The sequence below is a fragment of the Arcticibacter eurypsychrophilus genome, assembly GCF_001730525.1.
GTDB lineage: Bacteria > Bacteroidota > Bacteroidia > Sphingobacteriales > Sphingobacteriaceae > Arcticibacter > Arcticibacter eurypsychrophilus.
In genome coordinates this window covers 23728-47607 of record NZ_MDFN01000031.1, presented here as the reverse complement: position 1 = coordinate 47607, position 23880 = coordinate 23728, and the positions used below count along the sequence as shown (strand labels likewise).

Annotated in this window: 21 protein-coding genes; 10 read left to right on the top strand and 11 right to left on the bottom strand. The window is 37.3% G+C overall.

The window, feature by feature from the left end:
* Positions 1–268 precede the first annotated feature (268 nt).
* From BFL47_RS15825 to BFL47_RS15815, 3 genes are all read left to right on the top strand, one after another.
* A complete protein-coding gene (locus BFL47_RS15825) occupies positions 269–2734 on the top strand; it encodes a glutaminase family protein (protein WP_069660767.1) in 2466 nt (821 codons plus the stop codon).
* Positions 2735–3255: 521 nt separating this feature from the next.
* The gene (locus BFL47_RS15820; protein ID WP_069660766.1) at positions 3256–5883 is read left to right on the top strand and encodes an HsdM family class I SAM-dependent methyltransferase; all 2628 of its coding nucleotides are present in this window, start codon (positions 3256–3258) and stop codon (positions 5881–5883) included.
* 1 nt (position 5884) lies between these two features.
* Positions 5885–6463, top strand: coding sequence for a hypothetical protein (locus BFL47_RS15815; protein WP_069660765.1), 579 nt, complete (start codon positions 5885–5887; stop codon positions 6461–6463).
* A 360-nt stretch (positions 6464–6823) separates the two neighbouring features.
* Here the strand turns inward: BFL47_RS15815 and BFL47_RS15810 are convergent, their stop codons facing one another.
* The 5 genes from BFL47_RS15810 to panB form a co-directional block, all read right to left on the bottom strand.
* Positions 6824–7456 carry a carotenoid biosynthesis protein gene (locus tag BFL47_RS15810; RefSeq protein WP_245681390.1) on the bottom strand — a complete coding sequence of 211 codons (633 nt, stop codon included), beginning with the start codon at positions 7454–7456 and terminating at the stop codon, positions 6824–6826.
* Positions 7453–8430 carry a glycosyltransferase gene (locus BFL47_RS15805; protein WP_245681389.1) on the bottom strand — a complete coding sequence of 326 codons (978 nt, stop codon included), beginning with the start codon at positions 8428–8430 and terminating at the stop codon, positions 7453–7455. The genes BFL47_RS15810 and BFL47_RS15805 overlap by 4 nt, the downstream gene beginning before the upstream one ends.
* A gap of 117 nt (positions 8431–8547) precedes the next feature.
* Positions 8548–9159 (bottom strand): lysophospholipid acyltransferase family protein, encoded by a 612-nt coding sequence (locus tag BFL47_RS15800; protein ID WP_069660784.1) that lies wholly within the window; start codon positions 9157–9159, stop codon positions 8548–8550.
* A 53-nt stretch (positions 9160–9212) separates the two neighbouring features.
* On the bottom strand, positions 9213–9932 hold the full coding sequence (locus tag BFL47_RS15795) for an RluA family pseudouridine synthase (protein WP_069660763.1): 720 nt from the start codon (positions 9930–9932) through the stop codon (positions 9213–9215).
* 8 nt (positions 9933–9940) lie between these two features.
* On the bottom strand, positions 9941–10756 hold the full coding sequence (gene panB, locus BFL47_RS15790; protein ID WP_069660762.1) for a 3-methyl-2-oxobutanoate hydroxymethyltransferase: 816 nt from the start codon (positions 10754–10756) through the stop codon (positions 9941–9943).
* Positions 10757–10829: 73 nt separating this feature from the next.
* Between panB and BFL47_RS15785 the strand changes: the two genes are divergently transcribed.
* From BFL47_RS15785 to BFL47_RS15765, 5 genes are all read left to right on the top strand, one after another.
* Complete coding sequence (locus tag BFL47_RS15785; protein ID WP_170827336.1) at positions 10830–11060, top strand: hypothetical protein; 231 nt, start codon at positions 10830–10832, stop codon at positions 11058–11060.
* Position 11061: 1 nt separating this feature from the next.
* Positions 11062–12174 (top strand): glutamine-hydrolyzing carbamoyl-phosphate synthase small subunit, encoded by a 1113-nt coding sequence (gene carA / locus BFL47_RS15780; protein WP_069660760.1) that lies wholly within the window; start codon positions 11062–11064, stop codon positions 12172–12174.
* A 182-nt stretch (positions 12175–12356) separates the two neighbouring features.
* Positions 12357–13652: a phosphopyruvate hydratase gene (gene eno, locus BFL47_RS15775; protein WP_069660759.1), complete on the top strand. Its 1296-nt coding sequence runs from the start codon at positions 12357–12359 to the stop codon at positions 13650–13652.
* 90 nt (positions 13653–13742) lie between these two features.
* Positions 13743–14045 (top strand): FtsB family cell division protein, encoded by a 303-nt coding sequence (locus BFL47_RS15770; RefSeq protein WP_069660758.1) that lies wholly within the window; start codon positions 13743–13745, stop codon positions 14043–14045.
* Between the two features lie 25 nt (positions 14046–14070).
* Positions 14071–14553, top strand: a complete 483-nt coding sequence (locus BFL47_RS15765; RefSeq protein ID WP_139125843.1) for a hypothetical protein — start codon at positions 14071–14073, stop codon at positions 14551–14553.
* 93 nt (positions 14554–14646) lie between these two features.
* Here the strand turns inward: BFL47_RS15765 and BFL47_RS15760 are convergent, their stop codons facing one another.
* From BFL47_RS15760 to BFL47_RS15750, 3 genes are all read right to left on the bottom strand, one after another.
* Positions 14647–16731, bottom strand: coding sequence for a hypothetical protein (locus BFL47_RS15760; protein ID WP_069660756.1), 2085 nt, complete (start codon positions 16729–16731; stop codon positions 14647–14649).
* 235 nt (positions 16732–16966) lie between these two features.
* Entirely contained in the window at positions 16967–17710 is a 744-nt protein-coding gene (fabG, locus tag BFL47_RS15755; protein WP_069660755.1) for a 3-oxoacyl-[acyl-carrier-protein] reductase, read from the bottom strand.
* Positions 17711–17752: 42 nt separating this feature from the next.
* Positions 17753–18232 (bottom strand): methionine-R-sulfoxide reductase, encoded by a 480-nt coding sequence (locus tag BFL47_RS15750; RefSeq protein WP_069660754.1) that lies wholly within the window; start codon positions 18230–18232, stop codon positions 17753–17755.
* Between the two features lie 534 nt (positions 18233–18766).
* On the opposite strand from BFL47_RS15750, the gene rlmH reads away from it, so the two are divergent.
* Entirely contained in the window at positions 18767–19240 is a 474-nt protein-coding gene (rlmH, locus tag BFL47_RS15745) for a 23S rRNA (pseudouridine(1915)-N(3))-methyltransferase RlmH (RefSeq protein ID WP_069660753.1), read from the top strand.
* Between the two features lie 430 nt (positions 19241–19670).
* Here rlmH and BFL47_RS15740 read toward each other — a convergent pair whose 3' ends face one another.
* Complete coding sequence (locus tag BFL47_RS15740) at positions 19671–20108, bottom strand: DUF5606 family protein (RefSeq protein WP_069660752.1); 438 nt, start codon at positions 20106–20108, stop codon at positions 19671–19673.
* Positions 20109–20114: 6 nt separating this feature from the next.
* Positions 20115–20555 carry a peptidylprolyl isomerase gene (locus tag BFL47_RS15735; RefSeq protein WP_069660751.1) on the bottom strand — a complete coding sequence of 147 codons (441 nt, stop codon included), beginning with the start codon at positions 20553–20555 and terminating at the stop codon, positions 20115–20117.
* A 117-nt stretch (positions 20556–20672) separates the two neighbouring features.
* Between BFL47_RS15735 and BFL47_RS15730 the strand changes: the two genes are divergently transcribed.
* A complete protein-coding gene (locus BFL47_RS15730; RefSeq protein ID WP_069660750.1) occupies positions 20673–21893 on the top strand; it encodes an asparagine synthetase B in 1221 nt (406 codons plus the stop codon).
* A 1-nt stretch (position 21894) separates the two neighbouring features.
* Here BFL47_RS15730 and BFL47_RS15725 read toward each other — a convergent pair whose 3' ends face one another.
* The gene (locus tag BFL47_RS15725) at positions 21895–23874 is read right to left on the bottom strand and encodes a putative porin (protein WP_069660749.1); all 1980 of its coding nucleotides are present in this window, start codon (positions 23872–23874) and stop codon (positions 21895–21897) included.
* Positions 23875–23880: the final 6 nt, after the last annotated feature.

The window sequence follows — 23880 nt, the reverse complement described above, 5'->3', positions numbered from 1 at the left end:
AAAGATGTTTATTTGTTTGACTTACAGTTTTGTGACCAAAATACAACATGTATTTGGGGTTTTATAAAAGCTATTTACCATAAACAGACAACACCAGAAAGCAAAAGACAATTATCCAAATCTCGGAAAAACATACTGATAATACAGAAAGATTGAGACAGATAGGCTAAAGATTGATACTATAACTCAGTTCCGGCAAATTTCAACCTCCTATTTTTACCAGCTGAATAACCAGGATTAATAGATCACGGAAATACTACACACAAAGATGAAAAGATTCAATAAATTAAAGTACCTAAGCTTGTTGGGTTGCTTTTTCGCATCCGTCCAGAGTCAGGCTCAGGACAGGAAGGCCCCCTCCTATCCACTAATCACACACAATCCTAATTTTAGCATCTGGTCCAATACCGACGAGCTCAATGCATCCACTACCACCCACTGGACTGGCGCGGATCATTCACTTTTGGGCCTTATCAATGTAGACGGTAACATCTACCGCTTCATGGGCAAAGAAGAGGAAAATTATAAAACCGTACTTGGCACTTCAGACGAAGCGTCTTTTACGGTAAAGTACACGGAGACGTCTCCTCAGGGAGACTGGATGGCTAGCAGCTATACTGCCGGCGATTGGAAATCTGGATCAGCTCCTATAGGCGATGATGCCAAACAAGCAAAGACACTTTGGAAATCGAAAGACATTTGGGTAAGAAGGATTTTTAATGTTGCCAATCCGGCCAGTATTAATGATCTGTTGTTAAAGATAAACCATGATGACAACATCGAAGTGTATCTGAACGGCAAAAAGGTATATGAAAAAGAAGGCTGGACCAGTACTTTCCAGTATTACCCTATCCATAAGAGTGACCTGAAGATAGGTCAGAACGTGATCGCTATCCACCTGTCAAATAATGCCGGTGGCAGTCACCTGGACTTTGGTTTGGCAGACAAACAGAAGGATGAAGGGGCAAGGATTCAGCTTGCAAAACAGAAAAACGTAGAGGTAACCGCTACACAGACGATTTATGATTTTACTTGCGGTAAGGTAGATTTAAAACTGACCTTTACATCGCCTCTGCTCATGAATGATTTGGGACTACTGGCCCGCCCGGTATCTTACATCACATACACAGCGCAAGCCAATGATAAAAAAACTCACACAGTGAAGGTTTTTCTGAGCGCTTCGTCAAACATTGCGGTATACAAGCCTTCGCAGGTAGTTACTGCAAAAAAATACGCAACGCCTCAGTTGTCGATCCTCAAAGCGGGTACTGCAGAACAACCAATCCTGCAAAAGGCTTCTGATGATATGCGCATCGATTGGGGGTATTTCTATGTGGCTGCACCTAAATCCAGCAAGGCAATACAGTTCATCACCAGTGGTAGTACTGCTGCTGATGCTTTCAGGAAAGGTTCTTTAGCTTCTACCGTCTCCCGTGGCAAATCTCTTGCGCTGAATACAATTGTCCCTTTTGGAATGGTTGGCCAAAAACCGGTAGAGCACTTTGTTGAGCTAGGCTATGACGAGATTTATTCCATTCAGTATTTCAAGAAGAACCTGAGACCTTGGTGGAATACTTCCGGTAAGCAAACCATTGAAGGGCAGCTGACAGACGCTGCTAATCAATACAAGGGGGTGATGCAGAAATGTAAGGCCTTCGACAAAGCTGTATATGCGGATGCACTGAAGTCTGGTGGCAAAGAATATGCACACTTGTGCTTACTCGGCTACCGTCAGAGTATCGCAGCACATACCCTGGTAAAAAGTCCTGAGGGAGAAATCTTATGGTTATCTAAGGAAAACAACAGTGGCGGTTTCATCAATACTGTAGACGTTACTTATCCTTCTGCACCTCTCTATCTTATCTATAACCCAGCCTTGATGCAAGGTATGTTAAATGGTATTTTTTATTTCAGTGAAAGCGGCAAGTATCCGCACCCATGGGCCGCGCATGATTTAGGAACATATCCACTAGCTAATGGCCTAAATTACGGGGAGCCAATGCCTGTAGAGGAATCAGGCAACATGGTCATCCTTACAGCAGCGATTGCTAAGGCTCAAGGAAATGCAAACTATGCGAAAAAGCATTGGAAAACCCTGACAATCTGGACAGATTACCTAACAAAAGAGGGGCTGGATCCCAAAAAACAGTTGTGTACCGATGATTTTGCAGGTCACCTTGCAAGAAATGCGAACTTGTCTATAAAGGCCATTGTTGGCATCGCTTGCTATGCGCAAATGGCAGAGACCTTAGGTTATACTGAAACCGCTAAAAAATACAGAGCTATAGCTGAAAGTATGGTACCTAAGTGGATAGAAATGGCTGACGCAGGCGATCACTATGCACTTACTTTTGACGATAAGAACACCTGGAGCCAGAAGTATAATCTGGTCTGGGATAAAGTTTTAGACTTGAACTTGTTTCCGCAGAAGATCTATGATACGGAAATTAAATACTATCTAGAAAAACAGGCCAAATTCGGTATACCTCTGGACAGCAGAAAGGCTTATACAAAAAACGACTGGAACTTGTGGACAGCAACTTTTGCTCCAACGCAGGAAGAGTTTGATGCAATTGTAAAACCAATTTACAGGCACGCCATCGAAACGGAATCACGCGTTCCATTAAACGATTTCTACGATTCCAATACAGGGATACGTGATAACTTTAAAGCAAGAAGTGTGGTTGGTGGGTTCTATATGAAACTTTTCGCTGACAAGCTGAAAGGAAAATAGATCTGCATTCAACCCAACAGTTCTTTCAAATTATGAAGGAAATGGTTGGAATTTTTCAATATAAGATTCACAAATAAAAAAAGCCTTCAAAGTCAATGACTTTGAAGGCTTTTTTTATTGAGTACCTGCATGTGGTTTCACTCAAACACATCTTTAGCAACAAGGGACAGTTCATAATTTAATTCATGCTCCGGATAATAAATTCCTGTCTTTACAAAAAGCTCAACAGCTGTTTATAATCACTCAATTATGTATTTCCCTTTGCTCTCATACCTGCCTCTTGCAGTGCAGTAATGCGTTTGTTACTCTGAAATCAAATCATTTAAGCTTCATAAATCACTTTAATATTTAAAAAGTTAAAAAATATCAGTAATGTTATTAGATTTCCCAACTTCAATAATCCTGATAGTCTACAAATATAGATAATAAGAAAGAAAGCGAAAATCATAAATAAACTCCATACTTGACTATCTAATAACTTATATTCGCTAATATTTTTAGCCTAATTTATTAATATTATTATGTTTTCCCTTTATAATATAATTTCTGGTCTTACAACTGATGCCCCAACAACCGAAGACAAGTCCGTACTAGTTCAAAGATTTGCTACGGAATTAGGCTGGACACCTAGCTATTACCTTTCACCTTCCAATGAGGCCGATTATGTAAATATTCATTTAGTAGTTGAGCACGGATTAGAAAATACTGCTATTATTACTTTTTTAAAAACTTCGTATTCTGAATTGACAGAGAATAATAGAAGAGAATTGTTAAATATCTCCTATAACAACATGGTCGATTGGCATATTCATGTTGAGCAAAACCGAGTTTTGTACATCTACAATAGGTTCAATCCAATTGATAATATTGTTACTGAGCATGACTTTAAGAGAGATCAATATGATAAGTTAAGAAGTGAAGCCTTCGAAAAGATTATTGGGCAACGACCAAGCCCTAATATTCCGGCATTAGACGATTCGCTTATTAATACTATATCATATTGGAAACGTAATATATCAGCAGAGTTAAACAATGAAATATCCAATGAATCTTTATCATTATTATTTAATTCAATTATTTTCATTAGAGCTTTAGAGGACAATTTATCCAGATATAATGGTTTCGAAAATTCTAAACTCCTTTTAGAATCATGGAAAACTTGTATTGATTCAGAAAATTTCATCGCAGATGTATTTAAAACAACTCTTAGAACTCTTAATAAAGAAAATATTCCCGACTACCTAATAGATTTTGAAGGATTAAAAGTTTTTAATGCCATTAATAAGCAAAGCTTTTCATATTTACTTAATGACTTCTATACAAACCGTCATAACTCATTTTTTAAATATGATTTTTCTATAATGTCAATGCATGCTCTTAGCCGTATTTATGAAAAATATGTATCATTATTAAAACTTGAACTAACTTCTCAGCTTACAATTTTCCCTTCTTTACCTACAGAAGAGATAAATAAAGCTTATGGAGCTATTTATACTCCACAATATATAGCTCGCTTTTTTGCAAAGTATTTAAAAGAAAATTTATCACCTTTTGAATTTAAAAAAATCAAAGTTGCAGAACCTGCTGTTGGTTCCGGAATATTTTTACGATCTCTATTAGAACTAAAATGTGATCCGAGACAGGAAGGAATTTCGAATGAGCTAATCACACAAGCATTTCAAGATGTTTTGGGGCTTGATATTGACCCTAATGCTTGTAAAGCCGCTGAACTCTCTTTAGCATTATTACAACTTGTATTAACAAATGAATTTCCTAAAAAATTAAATATTTTATCTGTAGAAACTCTAGAGTATCTTTCTAAAAATCCTGAACAAAAAGAATCTTATGATGCTGTAATTTCAAATCCTCCTTTTATTTCTACAACAGGGCAGACAGAAGATATGAGAAAGCGTATTTCTGAATTTATGGGTTTAGGAGCAAAAGGGAGAATAGATAGCTTTATTGCTTTTATTAAAGTTGGATTAGAATTATTACGTCCAGGTGGATACGGACTTTATGTATTACCGCATAGTTTTCTGATATCTTCTAGTGGAGCCATGATGCGAGAAGAGCTTTCCAAGAACAGCTGGATTAAGTGCATAGCAGATCTTTCAGCTATACCTGTTTTTGAAAACACAGGTATATACGTTGTATTACTCATCTTTCAAAAGAAAACACAAAACCAAATAGTGCAACCTAATGCTACAATCGTAAAATGTCGAGATTTTGTTGGCAAGGCTTTGCAAGATGTACTAAGGCGTAATTTTAGCGAAACAGACTACTATAGTATTTATGAAGTAAATCAAGATTTGTTTAAAAATAAGGAATGGCACATACTTCCAAACAGTGAGATACTAATTGAATCAAAATTTAAAAAATTTAAACCTCTTTCTCATTTTCTAAACGTTAGACAAGGCTTTGTAACTGGTAACGATGATATCTTTATCATAGATAAAGAAGCTATTCCTGAAGGCGAAGAAGAAATATATGTGAGATATCTTCAAGATAAAAAAATGATGCGCTATTCTTTGCCGGATAGCGTAGATAAGTATTTATTTCACCCTTTTTCTGAAGATATAAAACTTGAATTAAATGAAATTGAAGACAATTACCCCATTACTTTTAAATATTTAATGGATAATAAGGATAAATTACAATCAAAAAAATCTTTCCAAAATGAAAATTGGTGGCGGCCACTTAGAACTAGGCAACCAGAACATATACTACGATCAAAAATTATCACGCCACATTTAACTATTACACCTAAGTTTTCATTTGATAGTACTGGAAAGTTTGCAGTTTCTCGATCACCTTATTTAATACCGAAATCAGATAATGTTGCAGAAGATGATTTATTACATTTCTTTTTGGCTGTATTAAATTCTACACCTTGCTATTGGTATATTTCTAATCACTCACATATATATAAAAAAGGATATACAATGGTAGAAGTTAAAACTTTGCAAATGACCCCTGTTCCTGACCCAGCATCCGTAGCACCTAATACAATGAAAAAGCTCCTTTCTCTTGTGAAAAAAAGATTAAGTTCTGTTGGATTAGATAGCTTGACTATTGAAAATGAGATAGATAATATTATGTGTGATCTATATGGGTTAAATAAGGATGACAAAAGCATTCTAGGCATATAATATGGCTCATACACCAAGGATAACTAGTTCGATTAATGATTTAAATGCTTTGAGAGGTAGTCAAATAATAAATCTACTAAAAGGAGTTGCTAGCAGAGGGAATAAAATTTTTTGCAATAACAGATCCATTGGAGGAAGAGCTTTTGTGATTTCAGTTTCTGATTCTGTAGAAACTGGAAACGAATTTACTACATGGCGCTTTAAAACCTACGTATCGCAATTTCATGCGATGTACTATGAAAAATGGATTCCTTTAGAAAATGATATCTATTTCCTTGAAAGGGCATATCTTCATATCTATAAAACTAAACAAACTAAATTTGAAGAAGAAGAATATATCCTTTTGCATTGTGATGTAAGTGAACCGGATGACGCGGAGCATGCGAAATATAAACAAAGCCCACACCTACATATCAAATCTGCAGAACATCCTTTACCACATGCACACATTGCGCTAAATAATTGTGATTTGAACACAACATTATCCTCTTTAGATAATTTGAATATTGCCCTTCAAAAATCAATAGAAATGATTGATAATCAAGTCTTATTAGAATTGACAAATTTTATTGACCAATAGTGAACTGATTTTATAATTTATTATTTTAATCATTTAGGACAAATTAACGTTAAATATACCTGAATACCCCATAAATATAAGTTGGAATTTAATTAATATAACTTTCATATTATAACAATGGAACCATCTATATCCCGGCCAGGAGTCAGCTATATAGGTGAACCGCTGCTCGCTCCTTATCGCTTCGCTGCACGCTCGCCTAAAACGTTGTTTTAAGGGAACCCAAAGCTGCAAAGTGCGAGTGAGCTGAAACCAAGCATCTATGGTTTTACCAAGCTGCCTCCTACTTGGTTCCCAAGCAATAGTACTGATGTCATTAAAAAAAGGGAAATTTAAACTAACCGATACAATTCATTTTCTTTACCCCAAAACCCGTAGCACAAGAAAGAAAACAAACTGCATGATAAACAAAGTAGCAGCAGCCACATTCTGCTTTCTAAAGTCCATTTTATAAAACAAGCCCAACAATAGCGCAGAGAAAACAAACCATACAACATAGTTTTGCATAGGAATAACAGCAGAATCCCAGCTCCAGTAATCAAATTGAATGGCAACAGGCTCAATTAGATAATCGAGCAGGGTAACCAATGAAGCTCCGATTAATAAAAAAAGATAGAAATTCCGAATACGGAGTGCCGACAATAGCATACCTGCAGAATATATAACCAAAATCCAGTTTACACCAATCATGAGAGGTGTACCGACTAATTTTATCCCTAATGTAGATCCGTAATGATATCTTCCAAAAACCAATCCGGTTCGTGTTCCAATTAACTCGATCATAAAACCGGCCATATATATCAGTAGAAAAAATAGCCAAAAGTGTTCTTTCTTTCCAGGCTGACTGATGATCATCAGCACCAACATGAGCAATAAATGATAAGGCACCAATGCTTTAAATAAATCAATCAAGGGGGCGTAAAGAAACCCACCAAGCCCTACTGTAAAAAACAGTACAACTAACCAGGCACAAATTCGTTGTGTTGTTTTCATTGTTTAATAGCCCTCCCCTTCCATGTTATTGTTTTGCTGAGGTATTTCTGCACAGAGAGAATGGCGATGAAAAGCAGTGTAGCCATTTGAAAGGGATGGAGCAACACGTTCCACAACACATGCTGTCCGCTTAATAAGGAGATCATAATACGACTTAAGATGATTAGCGTCATGGCAAACATAAATAAGGATACAGGGAGGTAGGAGGCAATGAACAGTGGACCAATCATTACCAACATCAAATAACAAATCAATCCTCCGATATTTTTATTGAAGCCTGCCAACAAATTTTTGCTGAATCCATTCACCCCCTCTTCATAGCTCTTATACATACGACATGAAATATATCCATTTGCCAGTAGTGCCTCGGCATTGTACCGGTACGTTTTAATCAATTTAATCAGTTCAATATCTTCCAGCACTTTGTCTTTCACTTGGGCATGCCAGGAATGGTGATGGTATAAAGCACTGTCAAACAGCATAAACTGACCACTTGCTGCTGCAAAAGCAGGGTTTTTAGAAATTCGCACCAATCGTAATGGGAGAAGATTGAGCAAAATGAAGTGCATGAGAGGAACAACCATCCTTTCGCCGATACTTCCCATAATCTGGTTGGTAAACAGACTTAAAAGGGCGAGCTTTCCTGCCTTCATCCGATGGATTACACTATTTATCAGCCCTTCCTTGATTTGCGTGTCGGCATCAATGAAGAGAAAATATTTCCCTTCGGCCAATTTTCCGAGCTGGTGACAGGCATAATTTTTCCCCAACCATCCTTCAGGTAGTTTATTTCCCTTGAATACTTTAAAACGATCGTCTTGCTGGGCATATGCCGTACATATATTAAAAGTGGCGTCAGTTGACTGATCATCAAGTATTAAAACTTCGAGATTTTGATAGGACTGATCACTGATGGATTGAAGTAAAGATTCAATGCGACCTTCCTCATTGCGCGCAGGTATCAATATAGACACCAGATCGGTGTATTTTCTTGATGATGACGGCAGTTTAGGGTTAGAGATAAAATTAAACAGGGTAACTGCGAATCGTATAATTAAGAAGAAAAAAATTATATAGAAAACAAGCATTGATTAAACGATAATACGGCTTTGCACTTGCCGCGAGTGTTCATAATGTTTATTATAGGCGCTTTTAATTAATTGCAGACTTGTAAACTCTGCTCCTTCCCAATTTTGCAGATAACTAGTTATAGTTGGTTTACGATTCTCAAAGTAATCAACGAAGGAAGCTGAAAAAACGTATTGAAAATTTTTGTTTGATGAATTTATCAGGTTCATCAGCCCTTTTTCAAAGATCACTTCCTTGACGGTACCTGAATGTAATTTGCCTTGTGGAAAGATAAGAACCAGATTATTGGGATCATTGAGCAGCTGACCGGCATACTCCAATGAACGAACCATACTGCGGGAATGTTTTTTCACAGGAAAGGCCCCCAAATACTTCAAGAACCATACCTTTTTGTAGTTCTCCTCGGTAACCATGACATAAAAGTTTTTCCGGTAATGGATCCGGTTAACCTGATACATCATAAACCCATCCCACCAGGAAAAATGATTAGCCAACAGCAAAATAGAACGATCTTTTTGAAAGGTTTCCCGATTATAGGAAAACTTTGAAAAATCTTTTTTAATGATCGAGCTGATATACCAGGTAAAGAATGATTTAACCAGTGACTTGTACATAGAATCAGGTTCAAGTCGGTAAGATAGCTGTTTTTGAAGTTTATTCCTAAAGTTTAAATTAGGTGCTCGAATTTTTCCCAAAAACCATCGTGCGGTAAAGGGGCAAGAATATCTACAGGCTCGTTTTTTACAGGGTGAATAAACTGGAGGCGACGGGCATGCAGGGCAATGGTTTTGCGTAAGCTTCCTCGGGGATAGCCATATTTATTGTCGCCTACAATTGGACAGTCCAGGGTGGATAATTGTACTCTGATTTGGTGTGGGCGACCTGTTAGAGGGTCTACTTCGATTAAATAATATCCTCCCATTTCGCCAATAAGCTTGTAGTTGAGTTCAGACCGGAGACTCCCCGGAACTTCTTCATTATAGGCTTTAGTAACGTTTTTTTGTGGGTTTTTAATGAGCCAGTGTACTAGGTTGCCTGACTCGGGAACCGGTCTGTTGCGTACAACGGCAAGGTAGGTTTTGTTCATCAGTCGGGACTTGAACAAGGCATTTACCCGCTCGAGCGCTTTACTGGTTCGTGCAAATAGAATCACTCCGCTTACGGGCCTGTCCAGCCGGTGCACAACCCCTAAAAAAGCCTTGTTAGGCTTATGGTATTTGATGGCAATGTATTTTGCAACCTTTTCATCCAGAGATTCGTCGCCGGTATCATCTACCTGAACAATATCGCCTGCCCTTTTATTCACCGCAACAAGATGGTTATCTTCAAATAAGATATCCTTCTCTGTGATATCATGATTGATATATAAATTATCAGTTTTACCCATTTGTTACCTTAATATTGCTCTTTCTCGTTGGGAAAGTCATTCGATTTCACATCACTAATATACGCCTTTACCGCACCATTCATTACCTCGTAAAGATTGGCATATTGACGGAGAAAACGGGGTTTAAAACCCTTGTTTAGTCCTAACATGTCATGGATAACGAGCACCTGTCCATCGCATGCATTTCCGGCACCAATACCAATAGTTGGAATTTTAACGCTTTCGGTTGCCTGAGCAGCCAGAGAAGCGGGTATTTTTTCTAATACGACAGCAAAACATCCCGATTCCTGTAAGACCTGAATATCTTTCATCAGCTTATAGGCTTCAGCTTCTTCTTTTGCTCTTACGGTGTAGGTGCCAAATTTATGAATGGATTGGGGAGTGAGTCCAAGGTGACCCATGACCGGAATTCCGGCAGTGATAATGCGCTCTACTGATTCTTTTATCTCTTCGCCACCTTCGAGTTTGACCGCATGTGCACCCGATTCCTTCATAATGCGAATGGCAGAATGAAGGGCCTCTTTGGAGTTGCCCTGGTAGGTTCCAAAAGGAAGATCGACTACCACCAGACAACGTGATGCTGCCCGCACGACAGAAGCGGCATGATAAATCATTTGATCAAGGGTGATTGGCAATGTGGTCTCATGTCCGGCCATTACGTTAGAAGCGGAGTCGCCTACGAGGATCACATCTATGCCTGCTTCATCCACAACCTTGGCCATGGAATAATCATAAGCAGTAAGCATGCTGATCTTTTCGCCCCTTGATTTCATCTCATGAAGGGTATTGGTGGTAATACGTTTTATCTGTGAATGCACTGACATCGTTTTGTCTGAATTACTAATATGCGCAAATGTAGAAAAGTATAGTGGATTAATTGTCAATTAATTTATACCTTTGACCCCTGTGAAAATTGAAGTGACCTACTTCAGTATGTTGTACTCTGAATCCGGAAAATCTTTCGGGAGTTTTAAGCTTTTTCATTTTTTTACCGATTTACTAAATCAGGGATATGCAGAGAAAGATTTTATTCTTGCTTACGGCCCCGGTGCAGAGAATCTCTATTATGAATGGACGAATGCGATATTAAACGAAAAGCAACAAATAAATTTATACGATATTAACTGACATGATCAACTACATCAAACTACCTGCTGTGCTCCTTTTAGAGGATGGAACGGTATACCACGGAAAGGCTGCCGGAAAGATTGGGACAACTACCGGGGAGATTTGTTTTAATACAGGTATGACCGGTTATCAGGAAATCTTTACGGATCCTTCCTACTTCGGCCAGATAATGGTTACGACCAATGCCCATATTGGAAATTATGGAGTAAATTCGGAAGAAATTGAATCGGGTGATATCAAGATTGCTGGATTGGTTTGTAAGAATTTCAATATCGCTTACAGCCGGAAACAATCGGACAAGTCTATTCAGGATTATTTTCAGGAAGAGAATGTTGTAGGTATTTCAGATGTGGATACCCGTTCATTGGTTCGTCACATTCGTGATAAAGGAGCAATGAATGCGATCATATCATCAGAAGTGCTGGACATTGAAGAACTAAAAAAGATGCTTGCAGCGATTCCATCAATGGATGGGTTGGAGCTTGCTTCGCTGGTAAGTACGAAAGAGCCGTATTACTACGGAAATGAAGGGGCCAAACATCGCGTGGCTGTTCTTGATCTGGGTGTTAAAAAGAATATTCTGCGCAACTTTGATCATCGTGATGTATATGCTAAAGTATTTCCGGCAAAGACTTCTTTTGAAGAAATGGAAAAATGGGCACCGGACGGATATTTTATCTCTAATGGCCCCGGCGATCCTTCTTCTATGCCTTATGCCATAGAAACGGTTAAAAAAGCATTGTCGGCTGATAAGCCTTTATTTGGTATTTGTCTGGGACATCAGTTACTGGCACTTGCTAATGACATCCGCACAATGAAAATGTTTAATGGTCACCGTGGTTTAAATCATCCGGTTAAAAATATTATTATTGATCATTGCGAAGTAACTTCACAGAATCATGGATTCGGTGTGGTTCAGGAAGATGTTCGCAATTCGGATTTGGTAGAGATCACCCATTTGAATCTGAACGATAATTCAATTGAAGGAATTCGCGTGAAAGGTAAAAAGGCGTTTTCGGTACAGTATCACCCTGAATCGTCTCCTGGTCCGCATGATTCACGCTATCTGTTTGATCAGTTTATAGATTCGATGATTCCGAAATCGGTAAGCTAATAACAAAACCCGCTGATGTAAGATCGGCGGGTTTTATTGTTTAAAATCACTATTTTTTGTAATATATGTTATTATCGGTGTTTTAAAAAACACTACTTTTGCGATTAATCCAGCTTAATGCGTAAGCTACGCAGATAACAATATAACCAAATCAGGTAAATAAAACTTATAAAAAAAATCAAATGAGCTTAATTTTAGATGTACATGCCCGCCAGATTCTTGACTCAAGGGGTAATCCGACAGTTGAAGTAGATGTAATTACTGAAAATGGTGCTATGGGACGCGCAGCGGTACCTTCAGGAGCCTCTACTGGTCAGTTTGAAGCGATTGAATTACGTGACAATGATAAAAGCAAATACATGGGTAAAGGCGTTTTAAACGCAGTTAACAATGTAAATGAAAAATTAGCCAAAGAATTACAAGGTATCGACGTTTTTGAACAAAACGTAATTGATAAATTGATGAATGAAATTGATGGAACAGACAATAAAGGTTCTATCGGTGCAAACGCAATTCTTGGTGTATCTCTTGCCGTGGCTAAAGCAGCAGCAATTGAAAGCCGTCAACCACTTTACCGTTATGTTGGTGGTGTAAATGCAAACACACTTCCTATTCCGATGATGAACATCATGAATGGTGGTGCTCATGCTGATAACAAGATCGATTTTCAGGAATTTATGATCATGCCGGTTGGTGCTGATACTTTTTCTGAAGCGTTGAGAATGGGTACTGAAGTATTCCATACTTTAAAATCAGTTCTAAAGAAAAAAGGTTATTCTACTAACGTAGGTGACGAAGGTGGATTCGCTCCGGAAATACAGAGCAATGAAGAAGCTATTGAAACTGTAATTAGTGCAATCGAAGCTGCAGGTTACAAACCAGGTGAAGATATCTTTATCTCTATGGATGCTGCTAGTTCTGAAATGTTCGACGAAGCTACACAGACTTATAGCTTTTACAAATCAAACCCGGGTAAAACATTCAGCAGTGACGATATGGTTGCTTACTGGGCTGAATGGGCTGCTAAATACCCTATTCTTTCTATTGAAGATGGTTTAGCTGAAACGGATTGGGCTGGTTGGGAAAAATTAACTCAGGCTTTAGGTAAGAAAATTCAGTTAGTAGGTGATGATTTGTTCGTTACTAACGTAAAATTCCTTCAAAGAGGTATTGATACTAACGTAGCTAACTCTATCCTGGTAAAGGTGAATCAAATCGGTTCTTTATCTGAAACTATCAACGCGGTTACAATGGCACAGAATAGTGGGTACACTACTGTAATGAGTCACCGTTCTGGAGAAACTGAAGATGTAACTATTGCTGATCTTGCTGTAGCACTTAACTGTGGTCAGATCAAAACTGGTTCTGCTTCACGTTCTGACAGGATTGCAAAATACAATCAGTTGATCCGTATCGAAGAAGAATTAGGTGCTTCTGCACGTTTCATCGGAAGAGACTTTAAGTTTCTAAAGAAGTAAAATCAGTAAAGTACTGATTTTTAAAATTATAATCTATAAATTAAGCATCCCGTATGGTTTTCATACGGGATGTTTCTATATTTGTAGGTCATGAAGCGAATATTAAATCTGTTCAGTAATAAATACTTTCTTTCTGCACTAGTATTTGCAGGGTGGATGTTATTTTTTGATCGGAATGATCTGATATCGCAGTATGACTACAGAACAGAATTAAGCAAACTTCAGGAAGAAAAGGATTTTTATACGATTGAAATTGAACGTGTAAAAAAGACGTTGGGTGAGTTGACTTCTGACCAGGGTATGCTTGAGAAATTCGCACGTGAAAAATACCTCATGAAAAAAGAAAATGAGGATGTTTATGTGATTATTCCGGAAAGTCCGAAAGAGAAATAGGTATTTCTATTTAACCTTATTTAAATTGAACCATTTATTTAAGATATTCTTTACACTTATAATAGCATTGCTGCTGTCTGGAAAACAATTGGTTATCGCGCAAAATACGGCTAATCCGCAACAAGATGTTATCATTCTGGATAATAACACGCCTATAAAAAGGAACACTTCTCTCAATTACATAGGAGAAATAAAGGGTCGATCTTATATTAAGGTTGTTTTGAATCCTTCTGTGGTAGATGATTTAAAATCCAATTCATCAAATAATATTATTTTAGTAAAAGGAACTTGTTATGAAGCGGCATCGGGTAATACCTTTATTATGGACGGCGACTTTAATACACAAACCAGAATCTGGCATCTGAAATGCGTAAATAGCAAAAGGCAGACGATTTATACTTTTCAGGGGAGGGAGAATTATGAAGGGACTATCGAAGGGTCTTTTAAAGCAAGACGAGGAAGTTTAGCTTTTTATCTTTTTAAAAAGGATAATTACAATTCGTTGTAAAGTGCTAATTTTGTTGATTGGGGACTAGTTTGAGGGGAGAGAATTCAGGGTAGGCTTTCTTTTTTGATAACTCTTTGTAGCGTTAATTATATGTTATAAATCTCCGCTTCGCTTTCTTAGAAACCATTCGAGGAATAGGAATGCGAGGATAAGGAAAAATAATGCTTTTTTATTAATGAGTTCGGTGTAGCTTGAATCAGCGTAAGAAATTGTTTTGACCATCTCGCTTTTGTTGATAGTATTAGCTAGTTGATCCAATTGACCGGGATAAAACAGTTCTGCCCCACTCTCTTTTGAAAGCTGTCTTAAAAGTTGATGATTGGCTTTGGTTTCTTGAAGCTCCAGTTGATTTTCTGTGATCAGGATCCGGCCTTCGGCTGCATGTGACTTATTCCCTAACTTAGTTTTTGCCTGATAAACATATTCGCCGACTGGCAAAAAACCTGCGTCTAATGTATATGACTTATTTATTCTGGAAAACAGAAATGAAAACACCTGCTTTTTACTATTGCTGATCGTAATGGACACATCGGGACTATTTATAAGCTCGTAGGCGTCATTATAAAGTTCAGCATTCAATATAACCCGCTCATTCTCATTAAAGGTTTTCTGAGCGGTGTATACCCTGAATTTTCGTTTATCTGCATCGGCTAACAGGTACTGTACAGACTTGCGGAGTAACTGATCGATACTAACCGTGTTTCCATAGGTATAAAATGACTGTAATCGCCATTTCCAAATCCCTTCTGCGGCAAGCACAGCAATCTGTGGTTTCGTATCGACTGAAAAACTTAAAAGTGGATTTGTAGCCGGGTTTCCACCTTGCTGAGAAAGCAGGTCGACATGATTTCCTTTAAATTGAGCGTTAGAAAAAGGAATTGAAAGCGGGCCATATTGCTTGAGCTGATCTTTTAAACTGTCAGCCATTACAAAAGAAGAAAATGAAGGATTTAAAACAGCAGTAATTTCTTTTAATTGGCCGCTAGAATTAAGCTTCAGCAGATTTTGAAGATTGGAAAACTGATTTAGATTACTCTGAGCACCTAAAATAAAGAAAATTGGTTTATCCTTAATTTGGTTCATCAAATTACCCACAGTCCGATTAAGAGCGGGTAGCTGATGCAAAATGATCAGATCAGTTTCTTTAAACGCGCTATTGTTGATCGTCTGAGCGTATTCAACCTGTACTTCAAAGCTTTTATTTGTTTCAAGTGCTTGTTTAATGGCACTAATATCGGGATGCGGCGAGTTGGCTACGAGGAGAATATTTTTCTTTGAATCCTCTATCCTGACGTAAAAATCCTGCTGGTTATTATTTTTAGATATTTCGTTATTTACCGGATCGATTGCTACGGTATACTTTTTAAGTCCAGGTTTATCGGAAGGAAGGGTTAACGGAATATTAATTTGATAATCATTGGAATTGATATTGAGATCCTTCCTGAATAACATTTTCTTGTTGCTTCGAACAGTAATACGACTTTTCAAACCTTTGCTTTGATAGGCTGCCGCCTGAATTTCTATTTGAAAACCATTGCCTGATTGAACGGTTTCATTATAATTTACGTTTGCAATTGAAAGATCTTTCTTGGGAACAGTATCTCCGATGGCTACACTATATATTGGCGCTTTAATTGAAAGTGCCGGCTCCTGAGGATCTCCTCCCTGATTATATAGACCATCACTCGCAAGTATTATAGCTCCAATGTTTCTTCCCGCATATTGATTCCGGATATAGGTGAAGAAAGATGATATATCCGTACTTTTATCGCGAAAGCTGAGCTTGTAACCTGGTCGTGTAGTGCTCCCTAGCAGTAGTGTATCTATTTCGTATTTTTGAGACAGGCTCTTATAGAACTTGTCCATTTGCTTTTGATAATTTGCAAATTGGAATCCGGCAGGTGCTGAATTTTTGAGAGAAGCGGAGTTATCCTGAACAAGTATTAGGACAGGTTTTTCAAGTTTAAAACTATTGAGCTTAAGGAGAGGGGCAAAAATGAGAAAGGTGATGAGCGAGACACTAATTGTCCGGAGTGAAAAATAAACGTATTGAGGGATCTCTGGGGTCGTCCGCTTTTTACCATACAATAGGTACGCATATCCTAACCCTACGAGGATACTGATCAATAACCATAAAAAATGAAGTGTATTAAATTCCAAAGGCAAATAAAATAGCATATTTACTACTATGTAAATATGCTATTTTTAATTCGAATTATGACATACTTCCGTTAACTGGAAGGGCCTGACCAATGTAAGAATTAACTGTTTTAAATTTCTATAAATACATGTCTCCGTCAACCGAAAGAACCTGACCTAAATAAAAATAAATTACTATTATTTTAGATTAAGACATGCCCCCGTCAACCGAAAGAACATGACCTAAATAAAAACAAATTATTATTATTTTAGATTAAGACATGCCCCCGTCAACCGAAAGAACCTGACCAGTAAGGTAAGCACTTAGGTCAGATGCAAGAAACAGACAGGCATTAGCCACATCTTCGGTTTCACCTGCACGTTTTAGAGGGATATTCTGCTCCCAAGCTGCCACAACCTTGGGATCAAGGACCTCAGTCATTTCCGTTTTGATGAAACCCGGAGCAACCACATTTGTACGTATATTTCTAGAACCAAGCTCTTTGGCCATAGATTTAGAAAAGCCAATAATACCTGCTTTAGATGCGGAATAGTTTCCTTGTCCTGCATTACCCTGAATTCCGACAACTGAACTCATGTTGATAAATACACCTTTGCGATTCTTCATCATGATCTTCGAAGCGGCTTTTGTAATGTTGAACACAGATTTTAAGTTCACTTCAAGCACATCATCCCACTGCTGTTCAGTCATACGCATCAATAAACCATCTTTTGTGATTCCAGCGTTGTTTACTACAATATCGATGGTGCCAAAATCGGCAACTACATCATTTATAAGTTGTTCGGCCTGATCAAATTTTGAAGCATCGGAACGATACCCCTTAATTATAGTGCCGCCCAGCAGTAGCTCCTGCTCGAGAGCAAGTCCTTTTTCTACTGATGACAAATACGTAAATGCAACATTGGCACCATGTTCAGCAAATTTTTCAGCTATTTTACGGCCAATACCTTTTGAAGCACCCGTAATGAGCGCAGTTTTTCCTTCAAGTAACTTCATAAAAACTAATTTTAACAGGGGTGAAGTTAAAGTTTTTTTTAATTACTTTGAATCAGGTACAAAAGCCATCGACACGGAGTTTACGCAATGACGGGTGTCTTTATCTGTAAAACCTTCATTTAGAAATACGTGGCCCAAATGAGCACCACATTTTGCGCATTCGATTTCTGTACGTTGTCCATCAATATCAGGGATCCTTTTAACAGCACCTTTAATTTCATCGTCGAAACTAGGCCATCCGCAATGGGAATCAAATTTAGTTTCTGAACGATACAGCGGAGCATTACATCTTCTACAGATATAAGTTCCTTTAGCCGTATTATTTAAGAGTTTACCTGTACCCGGATATTCAGTTCCTTTACTTACAATAACACGCTCTTCTTCGGCCGTTAATTTATTATAATTCATATTTTTATTTTCATTAAATGTTTTAATATTTTCTTGCTTAACAGGTTTTTTATCCTGTCCACAAGAACTAAGCGCAACAAACAAAAGACTGCTAACAACAAGAATTACTTTCATAGTGTCCATATAACGAAATTATTATTCGTATTAATATACGGGTTACAACAGCTAATAGTTTTCTAAGCCGAATAAATGGATTATTTATTTAATTTTACACTTCAATTAATAATACTTCATTTTTAAAAAAGGTTTAACTAGTTTATCCAAAACTCAAAAAACCAAATACATCAATAAACAGCAATATTTTTGCCTTAACAATTTCATTAAACAGCATGGTCTTAACCAGAACTACTTTTTTACACCAATATATCTCTGTTAAAATAATTCTATGAAGCAGAAAAATCCCTGCTCAAGCTACTTTTAGAACAGCACGATCCTATCTAAAATAATTCTATAGGGCAAAAAGATGCCTGCTTAAATTACTTTTTTTAACAGCATGATCTATGCTAAAACAAATCTATTTAGCAGAAAGATGCGTACTCAAGCTAATTTTTAAACAGCGAAAACTCTGCTTAAACAATTGTTTTGAACAGAAAGATGCCTGTTCAAATTACTTTTTTAACAGCAAAGCCTTTGCTTAAATAATTATTAATGAAAATAACTTTTCTTGTTGTAGGCAAAACTGAAGATAGCTACATAAATGAAGGAATCAACAAATATTTAAAAAGGCTTAAACACTACGTTAAATTTGAGCTTGTTGAGATACCAGAATTAAAGAATACGAAGAACCTTAGAGAAGATCAGCAGAAGACAAAAGAAGCAGAACTAATCATGAAAGCACTTAGTCAGTCTGATCACGTAATTTTACTGGATGAAAAGGGCGATGAATTCACCTCTTCTCAATTCGCACAATTTATTAATAAAAAAATGATTGGTGGAATTCAGAACCTCGTGTTTATTGTAGGAGGACCTTATGGTTTTGATGAAAGTATATATAAAATAGCCCAGGGAAAAACATCTTTGTCCAGAATGACGTTTTCACATCAGATGGTTCGTTTATTTTTTATAGAACAGTTATACAGGACGTTTACTATTTTAAAAGGGGAACCATATCATCATGAATAAACAATACAGCTATGCCATTTAAAACACGAAATTATCGATATAAAGGAGGGAATTCAGAGTCTGAACGAAAGAACTTTTGGATTTTTATTGTGATAGGTATTCTTATAGGTGCCTCAATTATGTATTTTTTCTAACTAACAACCAGGCTATTTAATTCATCAGAACCACCATTCATAAACAGAATATACTTTTGAGCGACCTCTAATAGTAATAAAAGCCAAAAATGTATCCTTAATCAAAATCATTATTCATAAACAGAATACGCTTTTGAGCGACCTCTAATAGTAATAAAAAGTCAATAAAAAACGGCAATATTCATATAGAATATTGCCGTTTTTTAGATAACCAAATGATTGCCTTGAACCTAATTTCAGACAACATAGAGCACAAATCGAACAATTATATAGCTCCTTTGCCCCCTTTTTTTAAATTACTCTGCAGGCTTCTCCGTTTCTGCTAATGCGGAAGCAGGAGCTGCAGCTGGCTCTTCATCAAACAAAGGCATTTCCTTAATAAGTGAATACCAAGTTAGAATTTTCTTCATATCAGAAGCATAAACCTTTTCCTCATCATGATCAGGTGCAACTTCTCTAAAATAAGCCCGTAAAATTTTACCATCAGATTTTGAATCCGGCGGTGTAGAGTCACTTGTTTTAATTCGTTCCAGAATATCAATTAATTTCAGGTCAGTGTTCTCACCGAAAATTGTAATGTCCTCTAGTGTTGCTAACTTTGATGCAGATATACTGACAACAAGTTTAGTTTTCAGTCCATCCAGACTCTCCAGAATAAAACCATTTTTATTCTTACCAATAACTTTGTATAATCCCGGTTTGCCCGAAACAGATACCAGACCTCTTAAATTCATGCTTAACTAGTTTTCTTCTAATACTTCAACGCTCAAAATCTTATCACCTGCACGAATTGCATCAACAACATCTACATTTTCAACTACTTTGCCAAAGCAAGTATGATTTCTATCTAAATGAGCAGTATTATTACGGCTATGACAGATAAAAAACTGAGAACTACCTGTATCACGGCCTGCATGAGCCATGGAAAGTACACCACGTTCATGGTACTGATTTTCGCCAGTTAACTCACATTTGATCTGAATACCTGATCCACCTGCGCCTGTGCCTGTTGGATCGCCTCCCTGAATAACAAAATCAGGTATAACCCGATGGAAAGTTACCCCATTATAAAAACCTTCTTTAGAAAGTTTTAAGAAGTTCGCTACTGTGTTAGGAGCATCTTTATCGTAGAACTCTACGGTCATATCGCCCTTTTCGGTTTTTATAATTGCTTTACTCATGATTTCAAATTTAAACGGCAAAGTTAATTATTTCATTTAGATTTAATAGATTAAAGCTTTTTACTACAATCTTATTACGCTATGCTTAGGTTAACTTTTATAAGTCTTCTTATTTTGATGTCAGTAAGGTCACATGCAGCATCTTTGCTTATCCCAATGGATGAGGATCAAAAGGACCACCTTAAAGCTTATGGATTAACGTACTGGACGATAAAGAATGGACTTGAAGCAAGCTGGCTGCTTAATTACAAGGGCGGAAGTTTTCTTATACCTTACTCGGAACCTGCAGAAAAAGAATGTAAAATCAGGGGAGTTACTTATCAGGTCATTACAGATGCAGCAGTAAATACAATTTTAAATCAAATCACAGATAACCAGTCCAATACCGAGATAGTTAAACTGGAGAAAGCCCCCAAGATGGCCGTATATTCTCCTAAAAATAAGCTTCCTTGGGATGATGCAGTAACTTTAGTTCTAAAGTACGCAGAAATACCCTATGATGTTGTTTATGATGAAGAAGTACTGAAAGGCGACTTATCAAAATATGATTGGCTACATCTTCATCATGAAGATTTTACAGGGCAATATGGTCGATTTTGGTCAACCTTCCGCATAGCACAATGGTATATTGACGACGTTAAATTTCAAGAGTCCACAGCAAAGAAACTTGGTTATAAAAAAGTATCACAAATGAAACTGGAGGTAGCTAAAACCATACGTAACTTTTGTGCTGGAGGAGGATTCCTCTTTGCGATGTGTTCAGGAACGGAAAGTTTCGACGTAGCATTAGCCGCTGATGGAATAGATATTTGCGAAACGATGTTTGATGGAGACCCAGCTGATCAGCATGCACAACAGAAACTGGACTTTAGCAAGACCTTTGCTTTTCAAAACTTTAAGCTGGACTTGAATCCCTATAATTATGAATTCTCTGACATTGATGCGACTAGTACCCGAAACCTCGATCGCACAGACGACTTCTTTACCTTATTTGACTTCTCAGCAAAATGGGATATTGTACCTACGATGCTGACACAAAACCACGACAAAGTAATTAAAGGGTTTATGGGCCAAACTACTGCATTCCGGAAGTCTCTACTGAAATCCGATGTCCTGGTGCTTGGCGAAACTAAATCTGCAAATGAAGCCCGCTATATCCATGGAGAGTTCGGTAAAGGACAATGGACATTTTATGGAGGGCATGATCCGGAAGATTATCAGCATGCTGTAGGAGATCCACCAACAGATTTGAGCCTTTACCCCAATTCACCAGGTTACCGTCTTATCTTAAATAACGTATTATTCCCAGCTGCAAAAAAGAAAAAACAAAAGACCTGATTTAGTCGTAAAAACTCCAGCTTACACCTAATTTAAATAAGGAATTAGGCATAGGGTAACGATTAACTGTATAATAACCCTTAGACAAAAGGCCTTGATTTGCATAATCATAGCGTACAAATATGTTCGCTCTTCGCAATGCAAAACGTGCCCACACATCTACTATTGGGTATGATGCGTACTTTACATTGTATCCATTATAAAACTGGCTTACGTTGATGGCATAAGAAGATGCAGTGTAAGGCGTATTCATACGCACATCAAAACCTATATCACCAGATAATGCCTTTTTAAAATAAGTATTTGAAAAATAAAAACTGTTGTATGTATAAAATTCGGGGGTACTTAAAAGATCTTGATAGTCCGTTTTTTGATATACAACATAATTTTCCATATTAAATTTCCCAACCTTGAAACTCTTACTCAGCGTAAGCTTCAGCAAATTTATATCACTATTCATTTGAAGAGGTTCAATCTCGTTAACAAAAGGGGTTTCAGCCAAATATAAATAATCAGTTACCAGGAAATATTCAGCCTTAGCCTGCAGCTTAAACTTAGAATTCAGGTAAGCAAAAGAAAGATTGTTGATTTTAGTTTTATCAAAGCTATTTGACCACTGATGATAAGTATAGTTCAGCCTGTCAAAAAATTGCTCAGGCGATTTGTTTTGCGAATAAGCACCTAAGATAATCTTACCAACTGAGCGGCTTAACCTAATTTGTGCTTTTGCATCATATAAATAATCTCCGGCATTACGACCTTGGGCAATCTGCTGTACATTCGCATTCAGAGATATCCGGTCACTAAACCTGTAGCCTGCATTTGCCTTCAACATAATATTCTGAAAAGACGTTGAAAACCCCATCTGATCATACCAGTACAAATCATGCTGAATTCCAAGATCAAGTTTAACCTCATTTTTAAGAAAACTGACTGATCGTCCCCTTAAGTAAAAGCTGTACATAAACTCATTTCGCAAGTTCCTTATATGCGTGGAATCCTGTACTAAATCAATCTCCGAATTTAAATCAGGAAAAACGTTATAGGTATCAGCTTCCTTTTTATAAAACTTGTACTGCTCAGCAGAGTAAAGCAATGAATGAGAAACCCTTTGTGTGGGCAAAATTTTGGAATCAGCATTTTTTCCAGTGGTATCAATTCGACCGAGATAATAGAACTGCTTTAAAAAAAATGATTTTTGATTATATGTCTGCCTGGTCGGGTCACTGGTATTATTCAGCTTTACTGATTCCTCCTGGGCTCCAAGTGTGTTGGTAGAATTAAATATATCATTACTGACCATTGACCCATTTTCTTCTGTTTTCAATGTGTTAAACAGGCCATTGACTAGAATATTATACCGCTTAGTTGGTGATTCATACCAGCTGAATATCGCTGCATTTAAGTGGTCCGAATTCTGATTTCGATAAATTCCTCTTGCTCCAATCCTGAAATAATTTCCCCCTATATTCCAATTCGGTTTAATATTCTGCGAGTGAATGACCTTAAAAACCTGTTCTGTGGTACTTCCATTTACATAATACAAGGAAGTAAAGGGAGTCCTGGCCCGGTAATACTTGATCGAATCCTGGGTCAGCTTATACCGATCCATCGAATGAAATCCAGCATCAAACCCAATAGATTTAGAAGGATCAAACAGCAGATCATTATAGGGCAACCCTAAATTTCCTAAATTAGCCGTAGGAGCCTCCGGCTGATTCATTATATTATAATTCTGAAAATGACGCAAAGTGGTGTCGATCGGTTCAGTTTGCGTGCTATCTTTTAGCAAATCAAGATTTGTATAACGAATATAAGTAGCGTTAAAAATCACCGTATCTCTTCCGCCCTCTTCAATTTTACGAAGCGAATCAAGTTCAGCATCTGCAGTTCTTGGAGTAGCAGGTGGCCTAACTTGCGCCATTGCCACATTGTTACCAAATAAGAATAGACCTAACAGAACAGTTAAAATATATTTCATTAAAAT